This window comes from Sodalis-like endosymbiont of Proechinophthirus fluctus, assembly GCF_001602625.1.
Taxonomy (GTDB): domain Bacteria; phylum Pseudomonadota; class Gammaproteobacteria; order Enterobacterales; family Enterobacteriaceae.
The window spans coordinates 85,121-109,637 of the sequence record NZ_LECR01000023.1 but is presented as its reverse complement, the minus strand read 5'-3'; the positions used below and the strand labels follow the sequence as shown (position 1 = coordinate 109,637).

Here is a 24,517-nt window from a genome sequence, read left to right as displayed (position 1 = left end):
GTGGAAGGGAGGGAAGAAACGGCCTGAAAAGAGAAGAGTTTCTCCAAGGCAAAGGAATAGGCTTAATTAAAAGTACGTTTCCCACGCCTGTCAACTCAGAGCCAAACCTACTGCGCCGAGTGGGGGTGAGACCAACACACCTTGACGCCAAGCCGTCCCGGCAGGGAAGGCGTAAGCGATTACTGCACCGTGGCGGCCTGGGCGCGAATACCCCGAACCATGGCTTCCAGCCCCTGCGACCGGGACGGTGTCAAGTGCTGTATGAGAGCTAGCGTGTCGAAAAAAGGCCGCACGTCGTAGGTAACGATTTCCGACGGTGTCATATCTTGATAAAGGATAAACACCATAGCGATTAGACCTTTAACGATAGCGGCATCACTGTCGCCGTACAGCTGGAAGCTTCCACTGTCATCTGCCGCCATGACAATCCAAACCTGGCTTTGGCAGCCAGCGATAAGATGATCCGGGGTGCGCATACCCGCCGGCAGGGGTGGTAAATGGTCCCCCAGCTCGATAATATACAGGTACTTCTCTTCCCAATTACCGCAGCGGGATAAATTGCGCAGCAATTTATCTTTATCAGGCAAATTTGCCATCGTTACTCTCCTCTCCCCATGTTTGGCTATCAGCCCAGCAAACGCTGTACCCGCACAAGGCCGGCCACCAGCCGATCGATATCGTAGCGGTCAGTGTACATCGCAAGGGACGCACGGCACATACTGGCCACCTGGAAATAGGCCATCAGCGGCATAGAGCAATGGTGACCGGTGCGTATGGCAATACCGTACTGGTCAAGAAAACTGCCAACATCATAGGCATGATGCTGCCCCAAATTAAAAGCGATGACTCCGGTGCGATCGTAGGGCCCGTACAGCGTCAGGTGCGGCACCTGCTGCAGCGCTTCGATCGTATAGCGCATCAGCTCATGCTCATAAGCCTGAATATTGTCAAGTCCCACCTGCTCAACATAGTCGATGGCGGCGCCCAGCCCCATCATCCCGGCGGTATGGGGCGAACCTGCCTCGAAACGCCAGGGCGCATCGTTGAAGGTAGTGCCCTCTGTCAGGCTGACGGTGCGAATCATGGATCCCCCACCTTCCCAAGGCGGCATAGCGTCCAGCAACGCTTTTTTAGCATAGAGAATACCAATGCCTGTAGGGCCGTAGAGCTTATGCCCAGAGAACACATAAAAATCGCAGTCCAGCGCCTGCACATCCACCTTCTGATGTATGATGCCCTGCGCGCCATCGACCAACACCAGTGCATCGCTCGTTGCACGCACCTGGGCGATAAGTTCCGGCAGAGGATTGCGGGTACCGAGCACATTGGATACCTGAGTGACGGCGAAAAGGCGAGTACGCTCATCAATCAACACTGGCAATCGAGCAACGTCGAGCGTACCGCCGGGCAGCAGAGGAATGTAGCGCAGCGACAGCTGCTTTTCCTTGGCTAGCATTTGCCAGGGAACAATATTAGCGTGATGTTCCATCTCAGTGATAATAATATTGTCGCCAGGCCGCAGGTTGTACCGCCCCCAGCTATTGGCCACAAGATTGATGCCCTCGGTGGCGCCTTTGACGAAAACAATTTCGTCCGCTAACGCGGCGTGGATAAAGCGCGCTACCTGCTTCCGCACATTCTCCATACGGGCCGTTGCTTCACTACTTAAAGTATGAATACCACGGTGTACCGTGGCGTATCCCTGGCGATAATAGTCGCTTTCACAATCGATGACGGCGTCAGGCTTTTGTGCGCTCGCCGCGCTGTCGAGATAGGTCAGCTGACAGTGGTTCACCTGCCGCGCCAGAATAGGAAAATCAGACCGGATTCGCTCAATGGGATAGGTCATTCCGTCACCCCCTGTAAAGCATCGGTGATACGCGCCAGCACTGTGTCGTGCACCCCATCGTGACCAATAGTTTCCGTCACTTCCGCGGCGAAAGCATAAATTATCATCTTCTGAGCGTCCTTGTGGGTGATACCGCGCGAACGCAAATAGAACATCTGCTCCTGGTCGATCCGGCCGACGGTAGCACCATGGTTGCATTTGACATCATCGGCGTAAATTTCCATCTGAGGTTCGGCATTTACCTCCGACAGACGGTCGAGCAACAGATTGTTATTGATCATCTGACCGTCGGTCTTGAGCGCATGTTTTGCCACCTTAATCAGGCCGTTGAATACGCCTTTACCGCGGTCGCGGGCGATCACCTTATGCAACTGACGGCTCAAGCAATAACCTTTATTGTGCTCGAGGTAGGTGCGAGTGTCGCTGATATCCTGCCCAGAAGGCAGCAACAAACTGTTTATCGATAAATTGGACCCTTCGCCGTTTAGCTGCGCGCTGGTTTGATGCCGAGTCAAGCCCGCTCCGAGAATAAACGTACTGCTACACACCACAGCATCTCGGCCCACGCTGATATCGTTATGGCCGAAGTGGTAGCTGGCACGACTTTCAAAAGCCAGTTTGATATAGCTTAAGTGCGCATTGTCGCCGATCACCATTGAGGTACGCGCGCCGCTAAAATGCCCATGGGCATTCATGCTGACGAAATGTTCAATCACTTGGCCATGAGCACTGGCCCCGATATCGAGGTGATGGCGATAGTGCAGTGTACTCAACGTTTCTTGATCCCCGCTACCCTGACTGATGTGCAGCAAATACAACGGGCGTTGCGCTGACTTGCCCGCCGGCAGGCGGATACGGGTAGTTTCCTGGCTTAGACTTTCGGTCAGATGCAAGAACACCTCAGGCTGGATTGGCGCGGGCAGCGCCTTCCTGGCAGCACCCTCCTCTACCTCGACGTGCCAAACTCCGGTGTCGCTGTCGCTCAGCGCCGGCGCGAAATGGCCATCGACAAACACCAGACGGCAAGCGTCTAAGCCCAGGTCCAACACATCGCGGTCAGCGGTGGCCACCGCGCGGGCGGTGGCGGGGACAAAACGATGCACCAAAAGCCCGTCAAGCGGGGTATATTTCCAATGCTCGTGCTGGCGAGTGGGCAGCCCCAGGCGCTCAACATCTTGCCAATGTGTATAGGCCTCAGCAGAACGTGCCGCCCTCTGTCCGGAAAACAATTGGTGCCACTGTGTCAGCACGCGGGTATTACTGTTGTTCAGTAAGCCAGCCATAACCTTGCTCCTCAAGCTGTCTTACCAGAGAAAAATCACCGGATTTTACAATATGGCCCTGATACAGCACATGAACGTGGTCGGGTTGGATGTAGTCCAGAATACGCTGATAGTGCGTGACGATAATAAAGGAACGTTTTCCGTCTCGCAGGGTATTCACGCCGTGGGAGACGATTTTCAGCGCATCGATATCCAGACCGGAGTCGGTTTCGTCCAAAATGCATAAATCCGGCTCCATGGCAGCCATTTGCAAGATATCATTACGTTTTTTCTCACCGCCGGAGAAGCCCACGTTTACCGACCGGGTCAGCAAGTCGGTCGGCATTTTCAGCAGTTCTATCTTGGCTTCGATAAAATCGGCGAAATCAAAACGGTCCAGCGGCGACTGCTCGCGGTACTTACGCACGGCATTGACCGCCGTTTGTAGGAAAAATTGGTTGCTGACGCCCGGGATTTCCACCGGATATTGAAAAGCCATGAACACGCCTTCCCCGGCGCGCTCTTCTGGCTCAAGCGCCAGTAAATCTCGGCCTTTAAATATGATGTCCCCGGAGGTGACGTCATAGTCTTCGCGCCCCGCAAGCGTCGCTGACAGGGTACTTTTCCCAGAGCCGTTCGGCCCCATGATAGCATGAACCTCACCGGGCTTCACTTCCAGGCTCAGTCCCTTGAGAATGGCGTTGTCTTCTACGCTGACGTTCAGATCTTTAATCGATAACATGTTTCATTTTTCCTTATACCCGGCCTGTTGCGGCGTCCGGGCAGTAAACGCGGTAGCGCGTCCTTTAGCCCACGCTGTGTTCAAGGCTGATAGCTAGTAATTTTTGTGCTTCTACGGCAAACTCCAGTGGCAGTTCGGAGAACACGTCTTTGCAAAAGCCATTAACGATCATCAAAATTGCATCATCTTCACCGATACCCCGCTGGCGGCAATAAAACATCTGATCTTCGCCGATACGGGAAGTTGTGGCCTCGTGCTCCAATTGGGCAGTGTTATTGCGCGCTTCCACATAAGGGAAAGTGTGCGCACCACATTCGCTGCCGATAAGCATAGAGTCACACTGGGTAAAGTTACGCGCGTTAGTTGCGGTCGGCACAATCTTCACCAGCCCGCGATAAGTGTTTTCGCTCTGACCGGCCGAAATCCCCTTTGAGATAATTGTAGAGCGGGTATTTTTTCCAATATGGATCATCTTAGTGCCAGTATCCGCCTGTTGGCGACCGTTGGTCAGCGCAACCGAAAAGAATTCCCCCACCGAATTGTCGCCGCGCAGAATCACGCTCGGGTACTTCCAGGTAATGGCCGAGCCGGTTTCGGATTGCGTCCAGGACATTTTGGCGTTTTCACCCGCGCATAGCGCGCGCTTAGTGACGAAGTTAAGAATACCGCCCTCGGCTTCACTACCGGCAAACCAGTTTTGCACTGTGGAATACTTCACTTCCCCATCTTTTAGCACGATAACTTCTACTACGGCCGCATGCAGTTGATAACTGTCGCGCACCGGAGCCGAGCAGCCCTCGATATAGCTCACATAGCTGCCTTCATCGGCGATAAGGATAGTACGTTCAAACTGGCCGGTTTTGGCAGCGTTGATGCGGAAATAGGTCGACAGCTCCATCGGACAGCGCACGCCTTTCGGCACATAAACGAACGTGCCGTCGGAGGCGACTGCCGAATTGAGCGCAGCGAAGAAGTTATCATTAGCTGGCACCACGCTTCCTAGATATTGGCGTACCATTTCCGGGTATTCATGAATCGCTTCGCCAAAAGAACAAAAAATAATGCCCTTCTCCGCCAACTTATGGCGGTAAGTGGTAGAAACAGACACCGAATCGAAAATGGCATCTACCGCGACCTCGCTGCCTTCGCGCACCGGTACACCCAACTGGTTGAACGCCTGCTCCACTTCATCGGTCAGATAGTTCTTCTCCCCTTCCGACCCGGACTGCTGCTGCGTGGCACCAGGCTGCGACCCGCAGGTATCGTCGCAGGAGCCACAGGACGGCACAGAATAGTAGCTGTAATCGTTATAGTCGAGCGGCTTGTAATAGGCTTTCAGCCAGTGCGGTTCGTCCATTTCCAGCCAGGTGCGATAGGCATTAAGACGAAACTCCAGCATCCACTCTGGTTCATTGCGTTTCGCCGAGATAGCGCGCACTACGCCTTCGTTGATGCCGTGTGCCAGTTCTTCGGTTGCCAGTTGGGTAAAGAAGCCTTCTTTATATCGCTCGCTTTTCACCCAGGGTTGAGTCGCGTCAATTGCATCAGGGGTATCAGTATTGCTTCGTGCCATAATGAGTTATCGCTCAAAGGCCAAAACTTTCGCCGCACCCGCAGGCGTGCTGAGCTTTGGGATTGTTAAATTTAAACATGTGGTTCAGGCCTTCCTGAACGTAGTCCAGTTCCGTACCGTCGATGAAAGGCATTGTTTTCAGCGGAACGTATAATCTGGCGCCGCCATGCTCGTAAACCAGATCGCCGTCCTCAGACTGTGTGGCCTTTTCCACCACATAGCCGAAGCCAGCGCAGCCGGACTGTTTCACGCTAATTCGCAACCCCAGCATGGTGGGATCATTTTCCACCATGCGCCGGATCTGACAGGCGGCGGAATCAGTTAGTGTCAGGCCGCACCAGATATTCTCCTCCTCAAGGGAGAACCTCTCAACCTTGTTGTCTACCTGCATCAGGTTTACCTCATGATGTGACAAGGTCATACCCGGAAAACCCGCGTATGTTAAAGAGTTATATTTTCTCTTCAACCTTGACCTTTTTATAGGGGAATAGGCCGTTCTTACAGGAAGAATAGTAGGCAACTACTATTGGCAAATGCCACTCCCATCCGCTATTCCCATAAATTATATAGGGCTACCTCACCTCTAATACCCTGACTTTTATGTGAAAAGAAAGGGTCTTTTTTAATACTAAAACCTTCTTCCTCGTGACTAAAGCAAAAATTCATAGAAATAAACTATTTTATAAAAGGAGAAAAAATAATTCGTCATTTTCGCTCAGCAAATAGCCAACGGGGAAATAACCCCAAAGTGCGACGAAAATAAGCACAGAGGCAATGTTGACTTTATTTGATAATAATTATCATTAGCGTAATAGGTCATCGATGACGCCCTATTTGATACCAAAGCTAGTGTCGCATCTTTCTGAGCCTCTCGTATTGATAAAAATTATATCACAAAAGCGTCCGCCGGCAGCAGGCTCTTCTGTGCTTCACTGATTGAAGGCATTTATCATCGCAGCACGCGCGGCATATACGTCCCACTCTGTCGCAGCCAATAACATGACCGCGCTGTGGCGCTATCTCTGACACAACGTTACCCTGGCCGACGTTAGCGAAGATGAAGAACTTCCGATGCCGGACGTAGTGACTGACGACGGTCGGGCACATTTTTGGTTCCCCTGACGTCGGCGATAGCGCTATGCTGGAGCCCTAGTTTTTCCTACTGGTCATGCTATGTCCACGCCCGACTGCCCCGCTGTGTCTCTTACGGCACCGGAATTGAACATGCGCATTATCCCCATTATTTTCTTCACATTTATTTGTTATTTTACTATTTGACTATTAGTATCCCACTGGCTATTTTATCGGGTTTTAACTACACGACGCTGGGGTTTACTCTCCTGATAGCCGGTATCGCCATCAGCGTACAGTATTTCAGCACGCCGGCCAACTGCCTCTATATGCTGGCCGTGGCGCCAACCTTCTGGGAACGAAAAAAATTGTTCTCATAGACTTGCTGTGCTGCACCATGAGCGACGCCTGCTATCTGTTGGCTCGTGGCATCAGCTCCAGCCTGGCGCTAAGCTTCGGCTGTCTTTTTGCCAGCCGGCTTCTGCTGGGCAGTTTTATTCTGCTGGCTGGTGTCAGCGCCTGTGGGGGTCCGCGTTACTTCGCCCCTGAGCGTGAGCGCCGGCAAGCGCATTCCATTTACCGACGTAGTAGGTAAATCTGGCTGTTTTTCCTGGTTCCTGGTTCCTGGTTCCTGGTTCCTGGTTCCTGGTTCTTAGTACGCTTGGACTTGGCATCATCGTCAGCTTCATCATCCTTTATTACTACGCGGACCGCGGCTATCACGTCGCTGCCTTCGCCCTGACGCTGATGACCCTCGGCTGCTTTTGAGTGGTTCATCAGCCTTTGTATTCTCGGTTTTTCATGGGCACCGATAGCAGTGATAGCGACTTAGCCGCTGCTCATCAAGGTGCAACATCTGCTCTGAGGCGGCGTTCCCTCTTGATCGTAGTCATGATGCTGCTGTTGTTGCTATTTGTACTACAAGTCTCGATTCTGGTGAGCGGTTTCGTTTATAACAGCGCCCCACTGGTGGCCTGGGAGTTGTAGCTGGACCGGCTGAACTTACCCACTCTCGTCTGGATACAGCTACAGGATGTGCCGATGGTGGGACGAAAACTTTATAGCGTCTGGCAATCGCTGATTTCCGGTAGCGTCTCCCCGTTGATGACCAAGATCCAGCTCTACATCGGCAAGGCCGCCATATGGCTGCTGGATCAGGTGGTTAATTTGGGTAAGCCTGCTGCTGCACTGTGGCTTAATGATTTTGTTCAGCGTATTGCTCTGTATCTGAACGGCGAACGCGTGGGAATGGCGGTGCAGCATTTCGCCATTCGCCTAAGGTTGGAGAGCGGCAGTGCCTCGGTTTTGCTAACAGTTCTAGCCATTCGCGCGCTGGCGCTCGACGTGGTGCTGACCACCATCGTTCAGGCTGTGCTGGGGAATTGGGCCTGGCTATCCACCGGTATCCCGTTGGCAACCGTGTTAACCGCCATCATGTTTGTGTTGTGTATCGGCAAATTAGACTCCCTGATGGTGCTGATCCCAGCCATGATCTGGCTTTATTGGACCGGCGATACCAACCGGCGATACCAACTGGAGGACCGTACTACTGGTGTGGAGTTGTGTCGTGGCAACCATACCCTGGACAATATGTTACGGCCAATTTTTATCCGTATGGGAGCCAATTTGTCAATGCTGCTGGTGCTGTGTGTCAGGCGGCTTACTGGCCTTCGTCATGATTGTCCTGTGTATATGCCCAGTAGTACTGGCAGTATCCTGGCGTTTGGTGTTCTCCTTGATGCAGGAATCTCTCTACCGCCGGAGAAAATTGACAATCCGTAGAAATAGCTCAGGGAACTACATTAATTCCGCTTCGACCCAGCGTGCGCCGGGACAATACCGCCGCCGTTATTTCCCCTCGCCGAACACTTAATCGTTAGGCATAGCCTATATTAAGATGAATCTGAGTGATGCGCCACCGGTTTGTCCTCTCCCTACTATTCATGTTAATAGCTCTATGATTTAGAGATGATTTTAATGCTCTTCAGCATGACAGAATTGCTGTGTTTAGTCTTTACCTTAACCTTATCTCTCATGATGGGTTTTTATAAAATATGTAACAAATAAAATAATAGCGCCGGTTATTTCGCTGCGCATTTTTCTGCGGCAGCGATAAATTTGCGCTCCGAGGGACGCTATTATTTCTTTATTTCTTTACCAGACTCAGGTAGGTTTCTGACCACAGTATCAGGGTTGAGCGACAGACTGTCTATACCTTCCTCTATCAGTCAGGCGGAGAAGTCTTCATCGGATGACCCCTGCCCTCAGTGGTAGGGAACTCGTTTTTGTCGCAATTCTCCCCTGACGACTACCCTCTACACCCTGTCATTCATTGAGAAAGAAACCTGCACCTGCTCGGTGCGCGAGCAGATTAACGCCCTACATCAGAAAGGCAGCGTCCATCCTCTGGGGTTCTATTATCTTGTAACCTCGGCGGTGCGGCATATTATCGAGGAGAGCGCCGACTTTTATCAGGATAGTGGTGCAGGCGTTGGTAGGGGACTTCTGCAGCAGCAGGAATTGGGTATTGCACTGCGGACCCACGGCCTGGGCCAGCGGCCCTGACCGCCACCAATTTAAGCAAATACGACGCCCGCATCGCGGCCATCGATTATGCTCTGACTCATGATGACGGTATTTCTTTGCGCAATTTGGATCAGGCACAAATTATTTGCTTGGAGTATCGCGCTGTGGTAAGGATGCTCACCAGTCCGTATTTGGCGATGTGATACGGCATCACGCTGCCAATTATCCGTTTATCGCCGACGATATAGATAATCTATCTGCCTGTGGCGTTTAGGGCGCATCAAGCCAAAAATATTTGGACTGACCATTAATCCAGATAGGCCAGCGGCCACTCGCAATAAGCCGCCCGAGCGACAGCCACTAAGCTTCACTGTGGCAATGCCATATGGAAATTAATGGGGCGGAGTCGCTGTTTTACAATAGCAATATACGTTATCTAAACTCCACCAACTATTCCGCAGAGGAGGATATTGTGGCGAAGATAATGGATATGCTGGAGATGGTAGGTCAGCGAATGTATTAGCAAATTTTACCGGGCAAGGTTGAATTCAGCGCCGGTTGAGGTATCGTGAGTATCATCGCTTCCCGGTGACTACCGCAGTGAGCTGCCATTTTAGAGATAAGCATGCAAAAGACAGATGAATTGCGCATGCGGCGCATCGATCGATTGGTTGCTCCCGCCACGCTGGCCGCCGCCTTGCCGGTAAGTGCAGCGATGGCCGAAAATGTGCTGCGGGTGCGTCAGCGTATTGAACGTATTCTACACGGCGAGGATCCTCGCCTGCTGGTGATTATCGGCCCCTGTTCCATTCACGATACCGATGCAGCGCTGGAGTATGCGCGCCGGCTGAATCCGCTGCGCGTAAAATACCAGGAACGCCTGGAAATTGTTATGCGCACCTATTTTGAAAAACCTCGCACCGTCGTGGGCTGGAAAGGGTTAATCGCCGATCCCGGATTGGACGGTAGCTTTCGGGTAAATGAGGGGTTGGAGGTCGCCCGGCGGCTATTGCTGGCGGTTAATAAATTAGGCCTGCCGACGGCGACAGAGTTCCTGGATATGGTCACAGGACAACATATTGCCGATCTGATAAGTTGGGGGGCGATTGGTGCGCGCACGACCGAAAGCCAAATTCATCGCGAGATGGCGTCGGCACTCTCTTGTCCGGTCGGGTTCAAAAACGGCACAGACGGCAATATTCAAATCGCCATCGACGCCATTCGCGCCGCACGTGTGTCTCATTTATTTCTGTCGCCGGACAAGCAGGGCCAGATGATGATTTATCAAACCGGCGGCAACCCGTATGGGCACATTATTATGCGCGGCGGCAAAGTTCCGAACTATCAGCCGCAGGCTATCGAAGATGCCTGCGCGCAGCTGGCATCATTCGGACTACCGGCGCATTTGCTGGTGGATTTTAGCCACGGTAATAGCCAGAGGCAGTATTTACGTCAGTTGGACGTCGCGCATGCTGTCTGCCAACCGTTGCGCGGTGGCAGCCGTCAGGTGGTAGGCATAATGGCTGAGAGCAATTTGGTAGCGGGCAACCAGGGCTTGGGTGCCGATACGCCTCTCGTTTATGGCCAATCCATTACCGACGCCTGTCTGGGCTGGGAAGACAGCGAGCGCCTACTAGCAATGTTAAGCGACGCGGTGAATTGCCGCTTCTAGGCTTCAGCCCTCAGCCGTGCGGGCTGGCTATAAAAGCCAGCCGGAAGAACTCGGCAATTTTAGCATGAATAACCCCTTTTTTAAAGGGAAACGTACGTAAACTAAATATCATCACCATCCCGTAGGCTTTCTAACCAGCGTTCCTCGGAAAAGAGTTACAAGCATTACAAGAGCGTTGTTGCTTCACTTCCACGAAGTTTTTCATGCCAACCAGTCTTTTTCACCACTGTCGGTTTAAAAAAACATCAGATCTCCGGGCAGCAGTTCATCGCGATCGACTTTATTGTCGATATCTGTCTGTGCTTCGGTAGTATACGCCGTAGCAGAATAGCGAAACGATTTCAGAAGATAACTAAATGAAACCGGAATAGTTTAGCTAGCTCAAGCTCATACCGCCATAGAGGTAGGGCGTACCGTACCATTGATTGAGCTGGTCATTTACTTGGCAATGACCACGACAGAATTGGACAGGAGCAGATCCGGCGGCGGCTAATGATGGATACGTGGCTACAACTGTACTAACAACAGTACCAGCCCCAACACCAAGGAAAGAATCCTTTTCATTAGCCCTTCACTCCCTCACAAGGCACTAGCCATGGACGACCGCTGGCTGATACTTGGTTGAATGAGATGGTGAACATTTTAACTAACAGTTCAGTGGTTATCACGTCGGCGATGCCTGCCGCCACCAGCTCGCTCGCCTTGCGCCATCAGCAAAATCTCATCGGCGTTAAAGTATGATTAATGTCATGCGTACACATATCAGTACACTTAAAAGCTGCGGTGGTTAACATGGCGATCAGTTTGGTCGAGCACTACTTACTGGGCAATATCTAAACTGGCGGCGGATAATCTGTGGTAACAGCAGTCAGGCATCGGCCTTTAGCGTCGGCCAGACTTGCAGTATGACCGCTGCCATTATCCTCTGGAAAACCCGTACAGTAGCCGCGCTGCGATCCCCTCGCCGGTCACCACCGGTTGGTGCAGACGCAAATAGTGAAACACTGACTGTGTGACCCTCTGCGCATAAACTTCGGCATAACCGTGCCGATAGGCAAGTTCACCTGGCGTCCATGCGGCGACGGCCGCTCGACAGAGGTCGCAAACTGGCAGGGCACCTGGATATAATGGGCGCGCAGCAGCCACGATGGCGATGGAGCAATTAATGCAATGTTTATTGCGCCAGCGCCCGTTGTAGCGCATCAAGGATAAGCGCGTCTTCCTTGGCGTCACGTACAGCGTGAAACGCACCAGCACACATCCGTCGTGACCGACGAGAAATTTCTCGAAGTTCCACAGAATATCATCTTTATGTGCCGGATTAGCCCTTGAGCAGCCAATCGCGGTGACAACGTCCCCTGGAGCGCCGGGATTGGCTTATAGCTGAGCACCCTGAATACGGTCTAACCAAACGTGACGTCATCCGTAACATCAATTTCTTATGAATTTCCCGGTAACAGCGCAAAGTGGATTGACCTTTCACCGACGGCATTTCCGCAATTAGGTAAAATATGTCGAGCTAACAGCGCAGATTGCAGTCCTGGTGTTGATATAAAATTGCCGGCAGTTAAACAATCCCTGCAACGGCTTATAACCTAGCGCCGATTGAGATCTTGCGTCTAGTCTAGTAGTGCCCAAAGTCAGGCATAAACGGCACACATATATGCTTCAAGATTGCCAGAAATCCTCCCCGCCGTCGGTGTAACCTGCAACCTGGCCGTAGGGATAACGTTTTTCACTTCTGCAGGATCCACTATGCAACTAATGAGCACAGGTACACTTCAGGAATGACAGGCATATTATCGGCAACATCCCGAGGTAGTCAGCAAAACGGTCACCGCGCTGGGCACTGATACCGCCAGCGCTGTACAGGTTCGCATCGCGGTTGTATGCGAGCATTTCAGCGGCATGCCGCTCAATAGTACAGTGACGTCACACGGTACGGGTGGCAAACCCAAACCGCGCTCTGCTATCGGCTGTACGTGTTGGCGAATACCCAGCCGCCACCCGGTCTGTTTAGGGATGATAACGGTCAATATATTGATATCGAACTTTAAAATAATATCCCATTGGCGCTCTTTGGTGAGTTTTTTACGGAGATCCCGGCGCCAGCTGAGCACGGGCATACAGCGGGATAGGTAAAAAGGTTTATTTGTGAGCCCTACGCGCCGGTAGTTTGCACCACTATATCGCCTATATCGCCGATCATGGGGGCGGGAGTAATTATGGGCACTTTCGCCAAGGCTTTTACAAGCTGAATCGATGCGACTAAGCGGTGAACAGATTTGTCAGATGTCGGTTTGTTAGCAGGGCTGTCAATCAGCGGGTCAGTCCACAAAAGAATCAAAGTACCGGCCCTAAGTTCCCGGCTATTAAAAACCAGAACAACTCTGTCAGCTGCTGTAAGCCAAAGCAGTGTAGCGAAAAGCAGACGCGTAAGCGTCTGCCTCACTCTTTCAGTGAGGCATTCTCGACACGATTTTTCAATTTCTGCCCCGGGCGGAAAGTCACTACCCTACGAGCGGTGATGGGAATATCTTCGCCCGTTTTTGGATTTCGTCCTGGCCGCTGATTTTTATCGCGCAAATCAAAATTACCGAAGCCTGATAATTTTACCTGCTCGCCATTTTCTAATGCCCGGCGCACTTCCTCAAAAAATAGTTCCACTATTTCTTTGGCATCCCGTTTGCTCAGCCTAAGTTTTTCAAACAGGTATTCTGACATTTCAGCTTTAGTAAGCGCCATAAGTTCAATCCCTCAAGGATGCTTGGAATCTCTGCTTTAGTGCCGCCACGCATCTCGCAACCGTCGCAGCAATCTCCTCTTCTTTCAGTGTACGAACGGTATCCTGTAAGATCAGGCTGATAGCTAGACTCTTAAAACCTTCCGCTATGCCCCTTCCCCGGTACACGTCAAACAAGTTTACTACAACTAACTTATTTTCAATAACTTTCTTACACTCCGCGATAATATCTGCTGCGGCAACGTCATCAGCCACCACCACAGCAATGTCACGGCGGTTAGCGGGGAAGCGGGAAATATCATTCGCTTTAGGCACCTTACGCTCGGCAACCTTCTCCCAGAGAAGTTCAAACACTAGCGTACGGCCATTTAAATTCAGTTTCGCCTCAAACTCGGGATGAATAACGCCAATAAATCCAATGGGTTCATTGTTAAGATAAATTGCGGCGCTCTGCCCCGGATGCAGCGCGGGATGCCGTTGTGCCCTGAAATCAATATCGTCTAATTTTCCGGTAAGCTCAAGTATTGCCTCAAGATCGCCCTTGGCATCGTAGAAATCCACTAGCTGAAGCGTCTGATCCCAATGTTCATCGAAGCGTGGACCGGCGATGACCCCAGCCAGCATAAGATCCTGACGAATTCCTAGATCAGCTTCTTTATCAGGAAGAAATCGTAATCCGCTTTCAAATAGACGGATCCGATGTTGCTGACGATTCTGATTATAGACCACCGCGCCAAGAAGTCCGGTCCATAACGACAAACGCATAGCAGACATATCCTGGGAAATCGGACTCGGCAGCACCAGAGGCGACTGGTGCGGATGGAGCAGCGCCTGGTTTTTTGGGTCGACAAAGCTATAGGTGATGGCTTCCTGATAACCACGATCTACCAGCAGCATTTTCACGCGTGACAGCGGTAGTGCCGCTTCACGATGATGCGGCATCACTAGATCGGCGCGCACCGGCACATTCGGGATTGCATCGTAACCGTATACGCGCGCAATTTCCTCAATCAAATCTTCTTCAATAGCCATATCGAATCGCCAGCTCGGCGCCAGGGCTTGCCAGTCGGCTTTAGTGCGTATGACCTGGCAGCCAAGACGGGTGAGAATATCGCTCACATCCTCGTCTGGGATAACATGGCCAATCAGCCGGTCTAGCGTTTTCCGGCGCAAGGTGATGTTATTCGGATGCGCCAGCACGGCCGAGGAGGTCACATCGATAACCGGCCCCGGCTGACCGCCACAGATTGCGACTAACAGCGCCGTGGCCCGCTCCATGGCGCGCGGCTGTAGCGCCGGATCTACGCCACGCTCATAGCGGTGTGACGCATCCGTGTGCAACCCGTAACGACGAGCGCGGCCAATAATGGCTAACGGTTGGAAAAAGGCGCATTCCAGTACCACGTCGCGGGTCATCGGGTTGATACTGGAGGCGACGCCGCCAAAGATCCCGGCCATCGCCAGCACTTTGCTGTGGTCGGCAATCACCAGCGTATCAGGCGACAGCTTGACGTCGCTGCCGTCGAGTAAGATCAATTCTTCGTCCTGCCCGGCATAGCGCACCACGATACCGCCCTCGATGCGATTGTAGTCGAAAGCATGCATCGGCTGTCCCAGTTCTAACAAAACGAAGTTGGTGATATCCACCACCGCGTCCACCGAACGCAGGTTACAGCGGCGCAGTTTTTCCTTCATCCACAACGGAGTTGGAGCGCTGACGTCGATATTTTTCACCACCCGACCCAAATAGCGTGGACAGGCGTCTGGCGCGTCAACACTAATAGACAGCGTATCGCCGATAACCGGCGCCACAGTCTCGATGATCGGATGCATAAGCGGCATTCGGTTACGCACTGCAACATCGCGAGCAATGCCCAGCAACCCGAGACAATCGGCCCGGTTCGGCGTGACGCTGATGTCGATGGTATTATCATCAAGCTTTAGATAATCGCGAATATCCTGGCCGATAGGCGCATCATCTGGTAATTCGATGATGCCGTCATAGTCGCCAGCAATACCTAATTCAACAAAGGAGCACAACATACCCTCCGACGGCTCGCCACGCAATTTAGCGGCCTTGATTTTGAAATCCCCCGGCAGCAGGGCGCCGATAGTAGCCACCGCGACCCGCAGGCCAGTGCGACAGTTGGGGGCGCCGCATACAATATTTAGCCATTGCTTGCTACCGATATCGACCTTGGTGACCCGCAATTTGTCGGCATTAGGATGCGGCTGACACTCCACTATCTGGCCAACCACCACGCCAGTAAAACGGCCGGCCACCGGCTCCACGCCGTCCACTTCCATACCGGCCATGGTAATTTGCTCCGCAAGCGCGGCGCTGTCGATAGCCGGATTCACCCATTCACGCAACCAAAGTTCACTGAATTTCATGTGATTATCCCGCCTTATTTGAATTGTTTTAGAAAACGCAGATCGTTTTCGAAGAATGCGCGCAAATCTGTGACACCGTAACGTAACATCGTCAACCGCTCCATACCCATACCGAAGGAGAAGCCGGAGTGGGTTTCCGAGTCGATGTCGACGTTACGCAGCACATTCGGATGGACCATGCCGCAGCCTAGCACTTCCAGCCAGCGGCCGTTTTTTCCCATGATATCCACCTCAGCAGAGGGTTCGGTAAACGGAAAATAGGACGGACGGAAACGCACCTGCAAATCTTCTTCAAAGAAATTATACAAGAAATCATGCAACGTGCCCTTCAGGTTGGTGAAACTGATATTGGTGTCGATAATCAGCCCCTCCATCTGATGAAACATCGGCGTATGGGTCTGGTCGTAATCGTTACGGTACACCCGCCCCGGTGCGATAATGCGGATCGGTTGCTGCTTCGCCTTCATGGTGCGGATCTGCACGCCGGAGGTCTGCGTACGCAATAACCGGGTAGCGTCAAACCAGAACGTATCGTGATCGCCGCGCGCGGGATGGTGTGCGGGAATATTCAAGGCGTCGAAATTATGGTAGTCATCTTCGATTTCAGGACCGGTAACTACTGAAAATCCCAGCTCACCGAAAAACTGTTCAATACGCGCGATGGTAAGCGAAACCGGATGCAATCCACCATTTTCCATGCGCCGCCCCGGCAGCGAAACGTCTAATGTCTCAGATGCCATCCGTGCCTCTAGCGCCGACCTTTCCAGCGTTGTCTTGCGTTGTGCCAGGGCCTGCTGCACGTCCTGCTTAGCTTGGTTGATTACCGCACCCGCCGCAGGACGCGCGTCCGGCACTAGATTCCGCAACGCTGTCATTTGCTGGGCAAAATGCCCTTTTTGACCTAAATATTCGATGCGTACTAACTCTAATGCGTCCATATCCTGGGACTGTTCGATGGCGGCTTTGGCCTGCACAACCAACTCTGTGAGATGTGCCATTGTTTTCCTCTTCTTCCTGCTGTAATAGGCTTAACCGTAAAATTGAGTGAAGTCGCCGTCTGGCCCTTACAGGCACTCCAGACATCTTGGCCATCAATAAAAAAGCCTCCATTCCGGGAGGCTTTAGCGCTATCTTTCGTTTATTAACTTACACACAAATCCCTAGGAAATAGGTGCTAAAGTAAAAAAGAAACAGAAAATAGCAGTATTCACACACTTGCGTTACCTTGTTAACGTGAATATATCAATCTGATACCATTCCGCGCATAGGCGAAAAAAGGGAGACCGACCCCCTTTTCATATCAGGCTTACGCAAGGGCGGCTTTCGCTTTATCGGCCAAAGCAGTAAAAGTCGCTTTGTCAAATACGGCGATATCCGCCAGGATTTTACGGTCGATCTCAATAGGCGCTTTCTTCAAACCATTGATAAACTGGCTGTAAGAAATACCGTTCTGACGAGCCTCGGCGTTGATACGCGTGATCCACAGTTGACGGAATTGACGTTTCTTCTGACGTCGGTCACGGTAAGCGTACTGACCTGCCTTGATAACTGCCTGGAAGGCGACGCGGTAAACGCGCGAACGGGCACCGTAGTAACCTTTCGCTTGTTTTAAGATTTTTTTGTGACGTGCACGTGCTACTACACCACGTTTTACGCGAGCCATATGCTCTTTCCCAAAGTTCTATTCAAACCATTTAAATAACGCTTATGCGCACGGCAGGCAACGCACGACCAAACCCAGATCCCCTTTGGAAATCACGGATTTTTGGCGCAGGTGACGCTTACGCTTAGTGGATTTTTTTGTCAGAATATGACGCAGGTTAGCATGTTTGCGCTTGAAACCGCCCGAAGCCATTCTCTTAAAGCGCTTCGCGGCGCCGCGTACTGTCTTGATCTTTAGCATGAGATTATCTCTACTCCGCATTGTTAATAATATGAATCAGTGATATCTGACTTGTCAGGCTTTACTATTTCTTCTTAGGTGCGAGCACCATGATCATCTGGCGGCCTTCAATTTTAGAGGGGAAAGACTCCACCACTGCCAATTCACTCAGATCGTCGCGAACGCGGTTAAGCACTTCAATGCCAATCTGCTGGTGCGCCATTTCACGTCCGCGAAACCGCAGGGTGATTTTGGCTTTATCGCCGTCTTCCAGAAAGCGAACCAGGTTGCGTAGTTTTATCTGATAGTCGCCTTCATCAGTACCAGGTCTGAATTTTATTTCCTTAACCTGGATAATTTTCTGCTTTTTCTTCTGTTCTTTGGCAGATTTGCTCTTCTCATAGAGGAACTTGCCATAATCCATGATTCGGCAAACTGGCGGCTCAGCATTAGGGCTAATTTCGACTAAATCAACGCCATATTCCTCAGCTTTTTCAATAGCTTCATTTAGGCTGATAATACCAATCTGCTCGCCATCGATACCCGTCAGACGAACATCTGCAGCGCGGATTTCTCGGTTAATACGATTGGGACGCGCCGATTGAACTCGTTTTCCGCCTTTAATACTTTATTCCTCCAGTTGATGAAGATTACGGCTGCGGATTTCGTGCTGCAGCTTTGCAATAATCTCGTTAACGTCGATGCTGCCCAGGCCTTTACCACGGCGTGTACGCACGGCAACTTTACCTTCTTCCATTTCTTTATCACCACAGATAAGCATGTAAGGCACTCGACGCAAAGTATGCTCGCGGATTCTAAATCCTATTTTTTCATTTCTCAAGTCTGCTTTCACCCGAATACCCGCCGCCGACAGTTTTTTCGTCATTTTTTCGACATATTCCGACTGATTATCGGTAATGTTCATCATGACAACCTGTGTTGGCGCTAGCCAGGTCGGGTAGAAACCCCCATACTCTTCCGTCAGGATGCCAATAAATCGTTCCATTGAGCCCAAAATAGCGCGGTGAATCATGACCGGAACTATCCGTTCGTTATTTTCCCCCACATAGGAGGCGTTTAAACGACCGGGCAGCGAAAAGTCCAGCTGCACCGTACCACATTGCCAGGCTCGATCTAGACAATCGAGAAGTGTAAATTCAATTTTAGGACCATAAAAAGCCCCTTCGCCCGGCTGATATTCAAAAGCAATACTATTTTCCGTTAGCGCAGCGGCTAAATCCCGCTCTGCCCAGTCCCAGAAATCATCGCTGCCGATGCGCTTTTCCGGGCGGGTAGATAATTTGACCAAGATTTTTTCGAAGCCGAATGTAGCGTACACATCATACACCATTTTAATGCAACTGTTTACTTCATCGCGTACCTGGTCTTCGGTACAGAAGATGTGAGCATCGTCCTGGGTAAAGCCGCGCACGCGCATCAGGCCATGCAGCGAACCAGACAGCTCATTGCGGTGGCAACTGCTAAACTCCGCCATACGCAGCGGCAGATCGCGGTAAGACTTCAACCCCTGATTAAAGATCTGCACATGCCCTGGGCAGTTCATTGGTTTGATACAGTATTCCCGGTCTTCTGACGAGGTGGTAAACATATGCTCGGCGTAATTGTCCCAGTGGCCGGTCTTTTCCCACAGCATGCGGTCCATCATAAAAGGCCCTTTCACTTCCCGATACTGATAGGCTTTCAGCTTCATCCGAATGAAAGCTTCCAGCTCGCGGAAAAGGATCCAGCCATCGTTGTGCCAAAACACCATACCCGGCGCTTCTTCCTGCATATGATAGAGGTCAAGCTGCTTACCGATCTTACGGTGATCGCGCTTCGCCACCTCTTCCAGATACTGCAAATAGGTATTAAGCTGTTTTTTATCACCCCAGGCGGTGCCGTAAATGCGCTGCAGCATTTTGTTTTTTCTGTTGCTGCGCCAGTAAGCCCCGGAGATTCTTTGCAAGGTGAAATGGTGGCAGAAACGTGTATTAGGCACGTGCGGACCGCGGCACATATCCACATATTCTTCATGATGATACAGCCCTGGACGATCACTACGGCTGATATCCTCGTCGAGGATAGTCACTTTATAATCCTCACACCGCTCGACAAACGTATCTCGGGCCTGCTGCCAGCTGACTTTCTCCTTGATGACGTCGTAATCTTTTTCAGCCAGTTCGTGCATCCGATTTTCTAGCCGGTCGAGATCGTCCTGGGTCAGGGTATGATCGAGATCTACATCATAATAAAAGCCTTTGTCGATAACCGGACCGATAGCCATTTTGGTATTCGGCCATAATTGTTTGATGGCGTGCCCCAGTAAGTGCGCGCAGGAGTGGCGGATTATTTCCAGCCCTGCCTCATCTTTAGCAGTAATTATGGCAAGCTGGGCATCGTACTCAATGACATCGACAGCATCCACCAGTTCACCGTTCACGCGGCCGGCGATACAGGATTTGGCTAAGCCGGGACCAATATCGCGCGCAACATCAAGGGGAGAAACGGGATGTGCAAACTGACGCTGACTACCATCAGGAAGAGTTATAACTGGCATGGGGTTTCCTTAGTTTGCAGTGGTGATCCATACGCAAGATCACTTACAAAAATAACGAATGCTAAACTTAAATGCGTTACATATCAACCAGCGGGATTTTAACATCCCCACAGGAAAAAATCTTCTTTATTCAGTACACCCGACACGGGTGTATTACCCTATTTATCATCACGCATCTCATTGTACAGACGAGATAATCAGCATGACGCGTAACATAGAATATAAGGAATCCATCCGGAGTGAAATCAACAAGTGTCTCCCCGCCAGGAAAACCGGGCTTCCCCCACGATGAAATTTCTCAATGCAAGAGGCGCGCGATGAAAATTGCCTCGCCTATCGATGCTATGAGCGTGTGTCTCTGGACGGTTTTCATTTTTGCAATGGCGACAAGAATGAGCAACGGAAAGCGCACCCTTACGTCACTGCCTTGAATGAAAAAATGATGCAGTCCATTATTGATGAAGGTAATACGCGCGATGCCAGACTTATGAGCGTGGACTAGATCATCAGTGAAAGACTTTTCAGCCATTGCCGTTAGAAGAGAAAAAACGTTAGCACAGCCACCAGTAAGAAGTTTAATTCAGCAATCTTATTGCGCCAAGCTTACTGGCCCCGGCAGAAAAAGGGTTAGTGGTGACAATCGTCAACACCGAGGGCAAAAGGTGGCATACCGACCGGGAAAAAACGTTGCCGTTGGGTATATTCCAACCCTGATGATGGGATTCACCGACGACGGTCAATGGGCTCCTAACTTGCTTGCTAACCGCGATCGCCGTTTTGGCGTCGACACGAGGAAATCCACTAGAAGCGCTGTGATATCATCACCCCTGTACAGGAGGGGGTGAACACCTGTGAGAATGAACGGGCAGCTCGCCCATATCATCGCAACCTGATATACCCCTGGCTGGAACAGGGGAGCGGCGGAAGACCGTCTGCAGCGGTGCTGGATCAGTTGGTACATACGCTGATGTTAACGGAAGCCGAGCGCGAGTATGTTTTTACTCGGTCACGGAGTTAAACATTTGTGCCATCCGCAATGGTTATTACTCTGGAACTTTCGTCCTTTGCCGTGGACGCTATTATACTAGGCCGAACTTGAGCCTGATTGTCTATAACCCGTGTCGGAATCGAGCAACAGCGGCCTTTGTTGGCCGGCATACCGCAGGTCCTTGTCCTGCCGCTGACGGTTTCGCGTGCCTATCTTACTATATTAAGCCACACCAAACGAGAGATTGGTCTGTATCGTGCTACTGATAAGATATCCGGCGGTTCTCGAGTCTTTGCAGACGCTTTGGCAGTGCTTGTTCGCCAGCCTATTGATAGCCCCCTAAGAATGTCCGGCCGAGAGCGCTGGCTACAGCGCAGGCTATCGTAACGATAGAGAAAGATTTACCTGACATTTATGCCCATACAGCGCTCGGGTTGGCACGGTCTTATTCCCTATCATTCACACTGTTATTTGCTTCCTAATCATTTTATTTTACGCTCGTCGAGACGATCGATATTCCTCTAATAGACTGTTTTAAAATGTGAATACGGCAGGTCAATAAAAATGCGGGATATTTACCCTGAAAATGGTAAGAGAAATCTGTTGATCCAGTCGATCCCAAAAGGAGGTGGTAAATCGCTACTTAACCGGTTATAAACAGTGAGAGGAGAAACGTAGCCATGTCGACACACAAGGATCCTTCTGAAGCCTAGCAGCGTGTCTCATTCTGCCCCAACACGGACGGCCTATCATCTTCCCCTGGCCTTGGCAGTCTAGCCTTCGATGGATGACGGCAGCCAAGATGCCGCCACCTGACCCTTCCGAGCGAGAAAACAACCCACCACCTCCGGTCCGTACAAGTTTCCCAGAACCACTAGCACTAGACTCGACGCGCTAGAGCCGCAGTATAAAAACGGTGTAAACCAGACTATGAACATCGATCAGGGAACTAAAATTTCCGATAATCAGAATTTGCTGCGCTCTGACAAGAGTGTGTGGACCCCCACGCTGCATGGAAGATTTTACCATGCTGACATGCTGAGAAGATCACTCACTTTGATCATGAACGCATACCGAAACGCATCGTGCATACCCGTGGTTTCCACCTCACACCGCGTCATTGAATCCTATCACCTACTGGCTGGCTGATATCACCAAAGCAGACTTTCTGCGCGATCTGACAGTCAAAACGTCGTGTATGTGCGGTTCTCTACCGTACAGGGGTTGTGCGTCACTCCACCAACACGGTGTGCTATATTCGCGCGGTTTTGTGGTTAATTTTTATACCTAAATAGGGGTAATTTCAATCTGGTTGGCAACAGCCAGTGTTTTTTATTCAAGATACTCATAAATTTCCTGATTTCATCCATGCAGTGAAACCTGAACCGCAAATCCGGATAACTTATTTATCGAAACGGAGCAATTCGCATTCCATCCTAGCCATACTCATACCTGGTATTAATTTTAGCAACTCCCCTATATTTTATAGAATTTATTTTTCTATAAAGAAACAAAAATAATCCTAATATTAGGAATAAATTTTCATAAAATGCTCAAGTGTACTCTTATTATAATTCCTAACATGACGGGGCATGCACCTGCCAGGATAAGGCAGGCAGCTTTGATACCTACCCTACTATGAACGCATTAACGGCGAGAAAACTTATCAGCGTAATGACTCGTTCGACGAATACACGAGTGTAAATTCAGCTTGCGCAGTATTCGGTACTGGCGCGGGCTTTAAAATTCAAAGGTGATCCCGTTTGATTGCCATAGGCCGGAAATAGTTGGTGGCGTTAAGATATATACTTGTGCATCGCGCACACAGGCAATCCTGTGACGCAATGGAATCCGCCTCATTTTCCATGCTATCACGATCGACTCCAGTTTTTCAATGTGATAAACCCCAACCTCGGCGTTTTGCCCTCTGCTGGCGAAACTGAAACCGTTAAACTAGCATGCCGACGTTGATATTATTTTTCTCCTGGGTCAGGAAGTACTACTAGATCTCATGCGCACGTTGCAGGTGTAGCTCCTCTGTGACCCGCGGCGGCAGGTTATAGTATTTAGTGTAATATGGCCATGAATGACGCTGAGAACACGATTCTCATAACGCGTTAGAAGCGCGTTTAGTGACGGTTGAACCAGCCGAAAAAGCCTTTCTCGATATGCTTATCGTCATGAGGTATTAGAAAGCTGGTGTGTAGCGCTGGCGTTAGGGTCACAACACCACCGGCATCGCGGTGGCGGGAATCAAGGTAGTGCTCCAGTTTTACAAAAATACAAACATAACACACACGACCAGGAGAATCTCTTCCTCAATGTCTTTCTTCACGACTTCTTCGATAGAGACTTTAATAAATTCGGTGCTATCGAGTGAATAGGCAACAGCATAGCTCGCTGGCATACCGTTTTACAGCTCGCTAATGGTGCTCTTCATTTTTCTGCCGTGAACATCGCAATTGCCACAGTACGAGTTTAATGGCCATACTGGCAGTGGGATGAATGACCATTGGCCAGCCACATTGGTGCTGTAATCCTTATCCCCATCTTCCACCCGGACCACATCGGCCAAACGCACGACGGATGGAGCCTCCACTTTTATTTTTCAATACAATGTGGCAGAATTTCTCCTAGATCTGGATCTGCAGGTGTGAACGGGAACGTACTATCGCCACCATTTTCTGGTCCTTGCCGGCGAACGCTGCTTTCGAGCATTTCCACCGATTCACCAGTATAGGTGGTTTCAATGGTGATTTTCGGCGGCGGCCCCACCCACGTCCGAATATTGAGCTACCGGCAGGTTGTTGATACTCAATACACCTAACAGCACGATAATAATATTTATCACCTAGGCAAAAACCGGGCGACGGATAAAAAACCAGCCAGCATGCTACTTTCCTCCGTTACCGCCGGTCGTTTGCGCGGTGACGGATGGGTATTTACTTCTACCGCCTTCACTGTCATCCCGGTTTACACTTTTTTCTGGTCCCTTCTATGATAACCCGATCCCGCCTGCAACCCTTCTTTCTCTCACCAGCCAATCGCTGCTGATGATCCGATCGACAGTAATTTGTCGGCTTTACGCTCCCACCATCAGCGCGGCCGGCATTGATTGCTTTCGGCATCGCGGTTATGATGATCTGTTGGGGCGATAGAATGGCTTTAGTCTTCACTCCATTGCTGACACTGGCGCAGACATATATCCCTGGCAATAGTTCGTGTTGCGGATCGGGTAAAATTGCGCGCTGCTTGACG

General features: G+C 50.8%; 22 protein-coding genes, 6 pseudogenes and 1 other annotated feature. Of the genes and pseudogenes, 11 read left to right on the top strand and 17 right to left on the bottom strand.

The annotated features are described in order from the left end of the window. Positions 1-179: 179 nt before the first annotated feature. The 6 genes from sufE to sufA form a co-directional block, all read right to left on the bottom strand. Positions 180-596 carry a cysteine desulfuration protein SufE gene (gene sufE, locus BG74_RS03005; protein WP_066596513.1) on the bottom strand — a complete coding sequence of 139 codons (417 nt, stop codon included), beginning with the start codon at positions 594-596 and terminating at the stop codon, positions 180-182. Positions 597-625: 29 nt separating this feature from the next. After that, positions 626-1,849: a cysteine desulfurase SufS gene (gene sufS / locus BG74_RS03000; protein ID WP_066596512.1), complete on the bottom strand. Its 1,224-nt coding sequence runs from the start codon at positions 1,847-1,849 to the stop codon at positions 626-628. Further along, positions 1,846-3,132 carry a Fe-S cluster assembly protein SufD gene (gene sufD / locus BG74_RS02995; protein WP_066596509.1) on the bottom strand — a complete coding sequence of 429 codons (1,287 nt, stop codon included), beginning with the start codon at positions 3,130-3,132 and terminating at the stop codon, positions 1,846-1,848. Before sufD ends, sufS begins: the two co-directional genes overlap by 4 nt. Beyond that, positions 3,107-3,853: a Fe-S cluster assembly ATPase SufC gene (gene sufC / locus BG74_RS02990; protein ID WP_066596506.1), complete on the bottom strand. Its 747-nt coding sequence runs from the start codon at positions 3,851-3,853 to the stop codon at positions 3,107-3,109. Before sufC ends, sufD begins: the two co-directional genes overlap by 26 nt. Positions 3,854-3,917: 64 nt before the next feature. Then, positions 3,918-5,426, bottom strand: a complete 1,509-nt coding sequence (gene sufB / locus BG74_RS02985; protein WP_066596505.1) for a Fe-S cluster assembly protein SufB — start codon at positions 5,424-5,426, stop codon at positions 3,918-3,920. Between the two features lie 13 nt (positions 5,427-5,439). Next, entirely contained in the window at positions 5,440-5,817 is a 378-nt protein-coding gene (gene sufA, locus BG74_RS02980; RefSeq protein WP_066596503.1) for a Fe-S cluster assembly scaffold SufA, read from the bottom strand. 718 nt (positions 5,818-6,535) lie between these two features. Here sufA and BG74_RS02975 point away from each other — a divergent pair. The 4 genes from BG74_RS02975 (at position 6,536) to BG74_RS02960 (ending at position 8,279) form a co-directional block, all read left to right on the top strand. Beyond that, complete coding sequence (locus tag BG74_RS02975) at positions 6,536-6,877, top strand: hypothetical protein (RefSeq protein ID WP_066596501.1); 342 nt, start codon at positions 6,536-6,538, stop codon at positions 6,875-6,877. A 17-nt stretch (positions 6,878-6,894) separates the two neighbouring features. Further along, on the top strand, positions 6,895-7,092 hold the full coding sequence (locus BG74_RS02970; RefSeq protein ID WP_204376298.1) for a hypothetical protein: 198 nt from the start codon (positions 6,895-6,897) through the stop codon (positions 7,090-7,092). Positions 7,093-7,298: 206 nt separating this feature from the next. Then, complete coding sequence (locus BG74_RS12640) at positions 7,299-7,484, top strand: hypothetical protein (RefSeq protein ID WP_187202550.1); 186 nt, start codon at positions 7,299-7,301, stop codon at positions 7,482-7,484. 54 nt (positions 7,485-7,538) lie between these two features. Further along, positions 7,539-8,279, top strand: a complete 741-nt coding sequence (locus tag BG74_RS02960; protein ID WP_066596498.1) for an AI-2E family transporter — start codon at positions 7,539-7,541, stop codon at positions 8,277-8,279. 356 nt (positions 8,280-8,635) lie between these two features. Here BG74_RS02960 and BG74_RS20370 read toward each other — a convergent pair. Then, positions 8,636-8,761, bottom strand: a pseudogene (locus BG74_RS20370) (hypothetical protein); the annotation flags it as partial. On the opposite strand from BG74_RS20370, the pseudogene BG74_RS02955 reads away from it, so the two are divergent. Both BG74_RS02955 and BG74_RS02950 read left to right on the top strand, forming a co-directional pair. Beyond that, positions 8,756-9,546: pseudogene (locus tag BG74_RS02955) on the top strand (kinase/pyrophosphorylase). The pseudogenes BG74_RS20370 and BG74_RS02955 sit on opposite strands and share 6 nt — an antisense overlap. Positions 9,547-9,648: 102 nt before the next feature. Then, positions 9,649-10,695, top strand: coding sequence for a 3-deoxy-7-phosphoheptulonate synthase (locus tag BG74_RS02950; RefSeq protein WP_066596496.1), 1,047 nt, complete (start codon positions 9,649-9,651; stop codon positions 10,693-10,695). Between the two features lie 918 nt (positions 10,696-11,613). Here the strand turns inward: BG74_RS02950 and BG74_RS02945 are convergent. Then, on the bottom strand, positions 11,614-11,952 hold the full coding sequence (locus BG74_RS02945; protein WP_187202549.1) for a hypothetical protein: 339 nt from the start codon (positions 11,950-11,952) through the stop codon (positions 11,614-11,616). Positions 11,953-12,059: 107 nt separating this feature from the next. Between BG74_RS02945 and BG74_RS20365 the strand changes: the two are divergent. Beyond that, positions 12,060-12,323, top strand: a pseudogene (locus tag BG74_RS20365) (DUF1989 domain-containing protein); the annotation flags it as partial. 820 nt (positions 12,324-13,143) lie between these two features. On the opposite strand, the gene ihfA reads toward BG74_RS20365, so the two are convergent. The 7 genes from ihfA to thrS form a co-directional block, all read right to left on the bottom strand. Further along, entirely contained in the window at positions 13,144-13,440 is a 297-nt protein-coding gene (gene ihfA, locus BG74_RS02930; RefSeq protein WP_066596488.1) for an integration host factor subunit alpha, read from the bottom strand. Between the two features lie 4 nt (positions 13,441-13,444). Next, positions 13,445-15,832, bottom strand: a complete 2,388-nt coding sequence (gene pheT / locus BG74_RS02925; protein WP_066596486.1) for a phenylalanine--tRNA ligase subunit beta — start codon at positions 15,830-15,832, stop codon at positions 13,445-13,447. A 14-nt stretch (positions 15,833-15,846) separates the two neighbouring features. Then, positions 15,847-16,830 carry a phenylalanine--tRNA ligase subunit alpha gene (gene pheS, locus BG74_RS02920; protein WP_066596484.1) on the bottom strand — a complete coding sequence of 328 codons (984 nt, stop codon included), beginning with the start codon at positions 16,828-16,830 and terminating at the stop codon, positions 15,847-15,849. Between the two features lie 95 nt (positions 16,831-16,925). Then, positions 16,926-17,049, bottom strand: a sequence feature (Phe leader region). Between the two features lie 89 nt (positions 17,050-17,138). Further along, positions 17,139-17,495, bottom strand: coding sequence for a 50S ribosomal protein L20 (gene rplT / locus BG74_RS02915; RefSeq protein ID WP_066596483.1), 357 nt, complete (start codon positions 17,493-17,495; stop codon positions 17,139-17,141). Between the two features lie 42 nt (positions 17,496-17,537). Beyond that, positions 17,538-17,735 (bottom strand): 50S ribosomal protein L35, encoded by a 198-nt coding sequence (gene rpmI, locus BG74_RS02910; RefSeq protein ID WP_066596481.1) that lies wholly within the window; start codon positions 17,733-17,735, stop codon positions 17,538-17,540. Between the two features lie 64 nt (positions 17,736-17,799). Beyond that, positions 17,800-18,339, bottom strand: a complete 540-nt coding sequence (gene infC, locus BG74_RS10315; RefSeq protein WP_073961043.1) for a translation initiation factor IF-3 — start codon at positions 18,337-18,339, stop codon at positions 17,800-17,802. Positions 18,340-18,342: 3 nt separating this feature from the next. Next, a complete protein-coding gene (gene thrS / locus BG74_RS02900; protein ID WP_066596477.1) occupies positions 18,343-20,271 on the bottom strand; it encodes a threonine--tRNA ligase in 1,929 nt (642 codons plus the stop codon). 317 nt (positions 20,272-20,588) lie between these two features. Between thrS and BG74_RS12635 the strand changes: the two are divergent. The 4 genes and pseudogenes from BG74_RS12635 to BG74_RS19405 form a co-directional block, all read left to right on the top strand. Next, positions 20,589-21,077 (top strand): annotated as a pseudogene (locus tag BG74_RS12635) (DUF1264 domain-containing protein); the annotation flags it as partial. Between the two features lie 35 nt (positions 21,078-21,112). After that, positions 21,113-21,289: an RING finger protein gene (locus BG74_RS12630; RefSeq protein WP_187202547.1), complete on the top strand. Its 177-nt coding sequence runs from the start codon at positions 21,113-21,115 to the stop codon at positions 21,287-21,289. A 1,013-nt stretch (positions 21,290-22,302) separates the two neighbouring features. Continuing rightward, positions 22,303-22,383 (top strand): annotated as a pseudogene (locus BG74_RS19410) (hypothetical protein); the annotation flags it as partial. A 201-nt stretch (positions 22,384-22,584) separates the two neighbouring features. Then, entirely contained in the window at positions 22,585-22,779 is a 195-nt protein-coding gene (locus BG74_RS19405; RefSeq protein WP_073961042.1) for a catalase, read from the top strand. Between the two features lie 755 nt (positions 22,780-23,534). Here BG74_RS19405 and BG74_RS10300 read toward each other — a convergent pair. Continuing rightward, positions 23,535-23,666 (bottom strand): annotated as a pseudogene (locus BG74_RS10300) (efflux RND transporter permease subunit); the annotation flags it as partial. Positions 23,667-23,672: 6 nt separating this feature from the next. Further along, positions 23,673-23,858: a hypothetical protein gene (locus BG74_RS02890; RefSeq protein WP_066596473.1), complete on the bottom strand. Its 186-nt coding sequence runs from the start codon at positions 23,856-23,858 to the stop codon at positions 23,673-23,675. Positions 23,859-24,517: the final 659 nt, after the last annotated feature.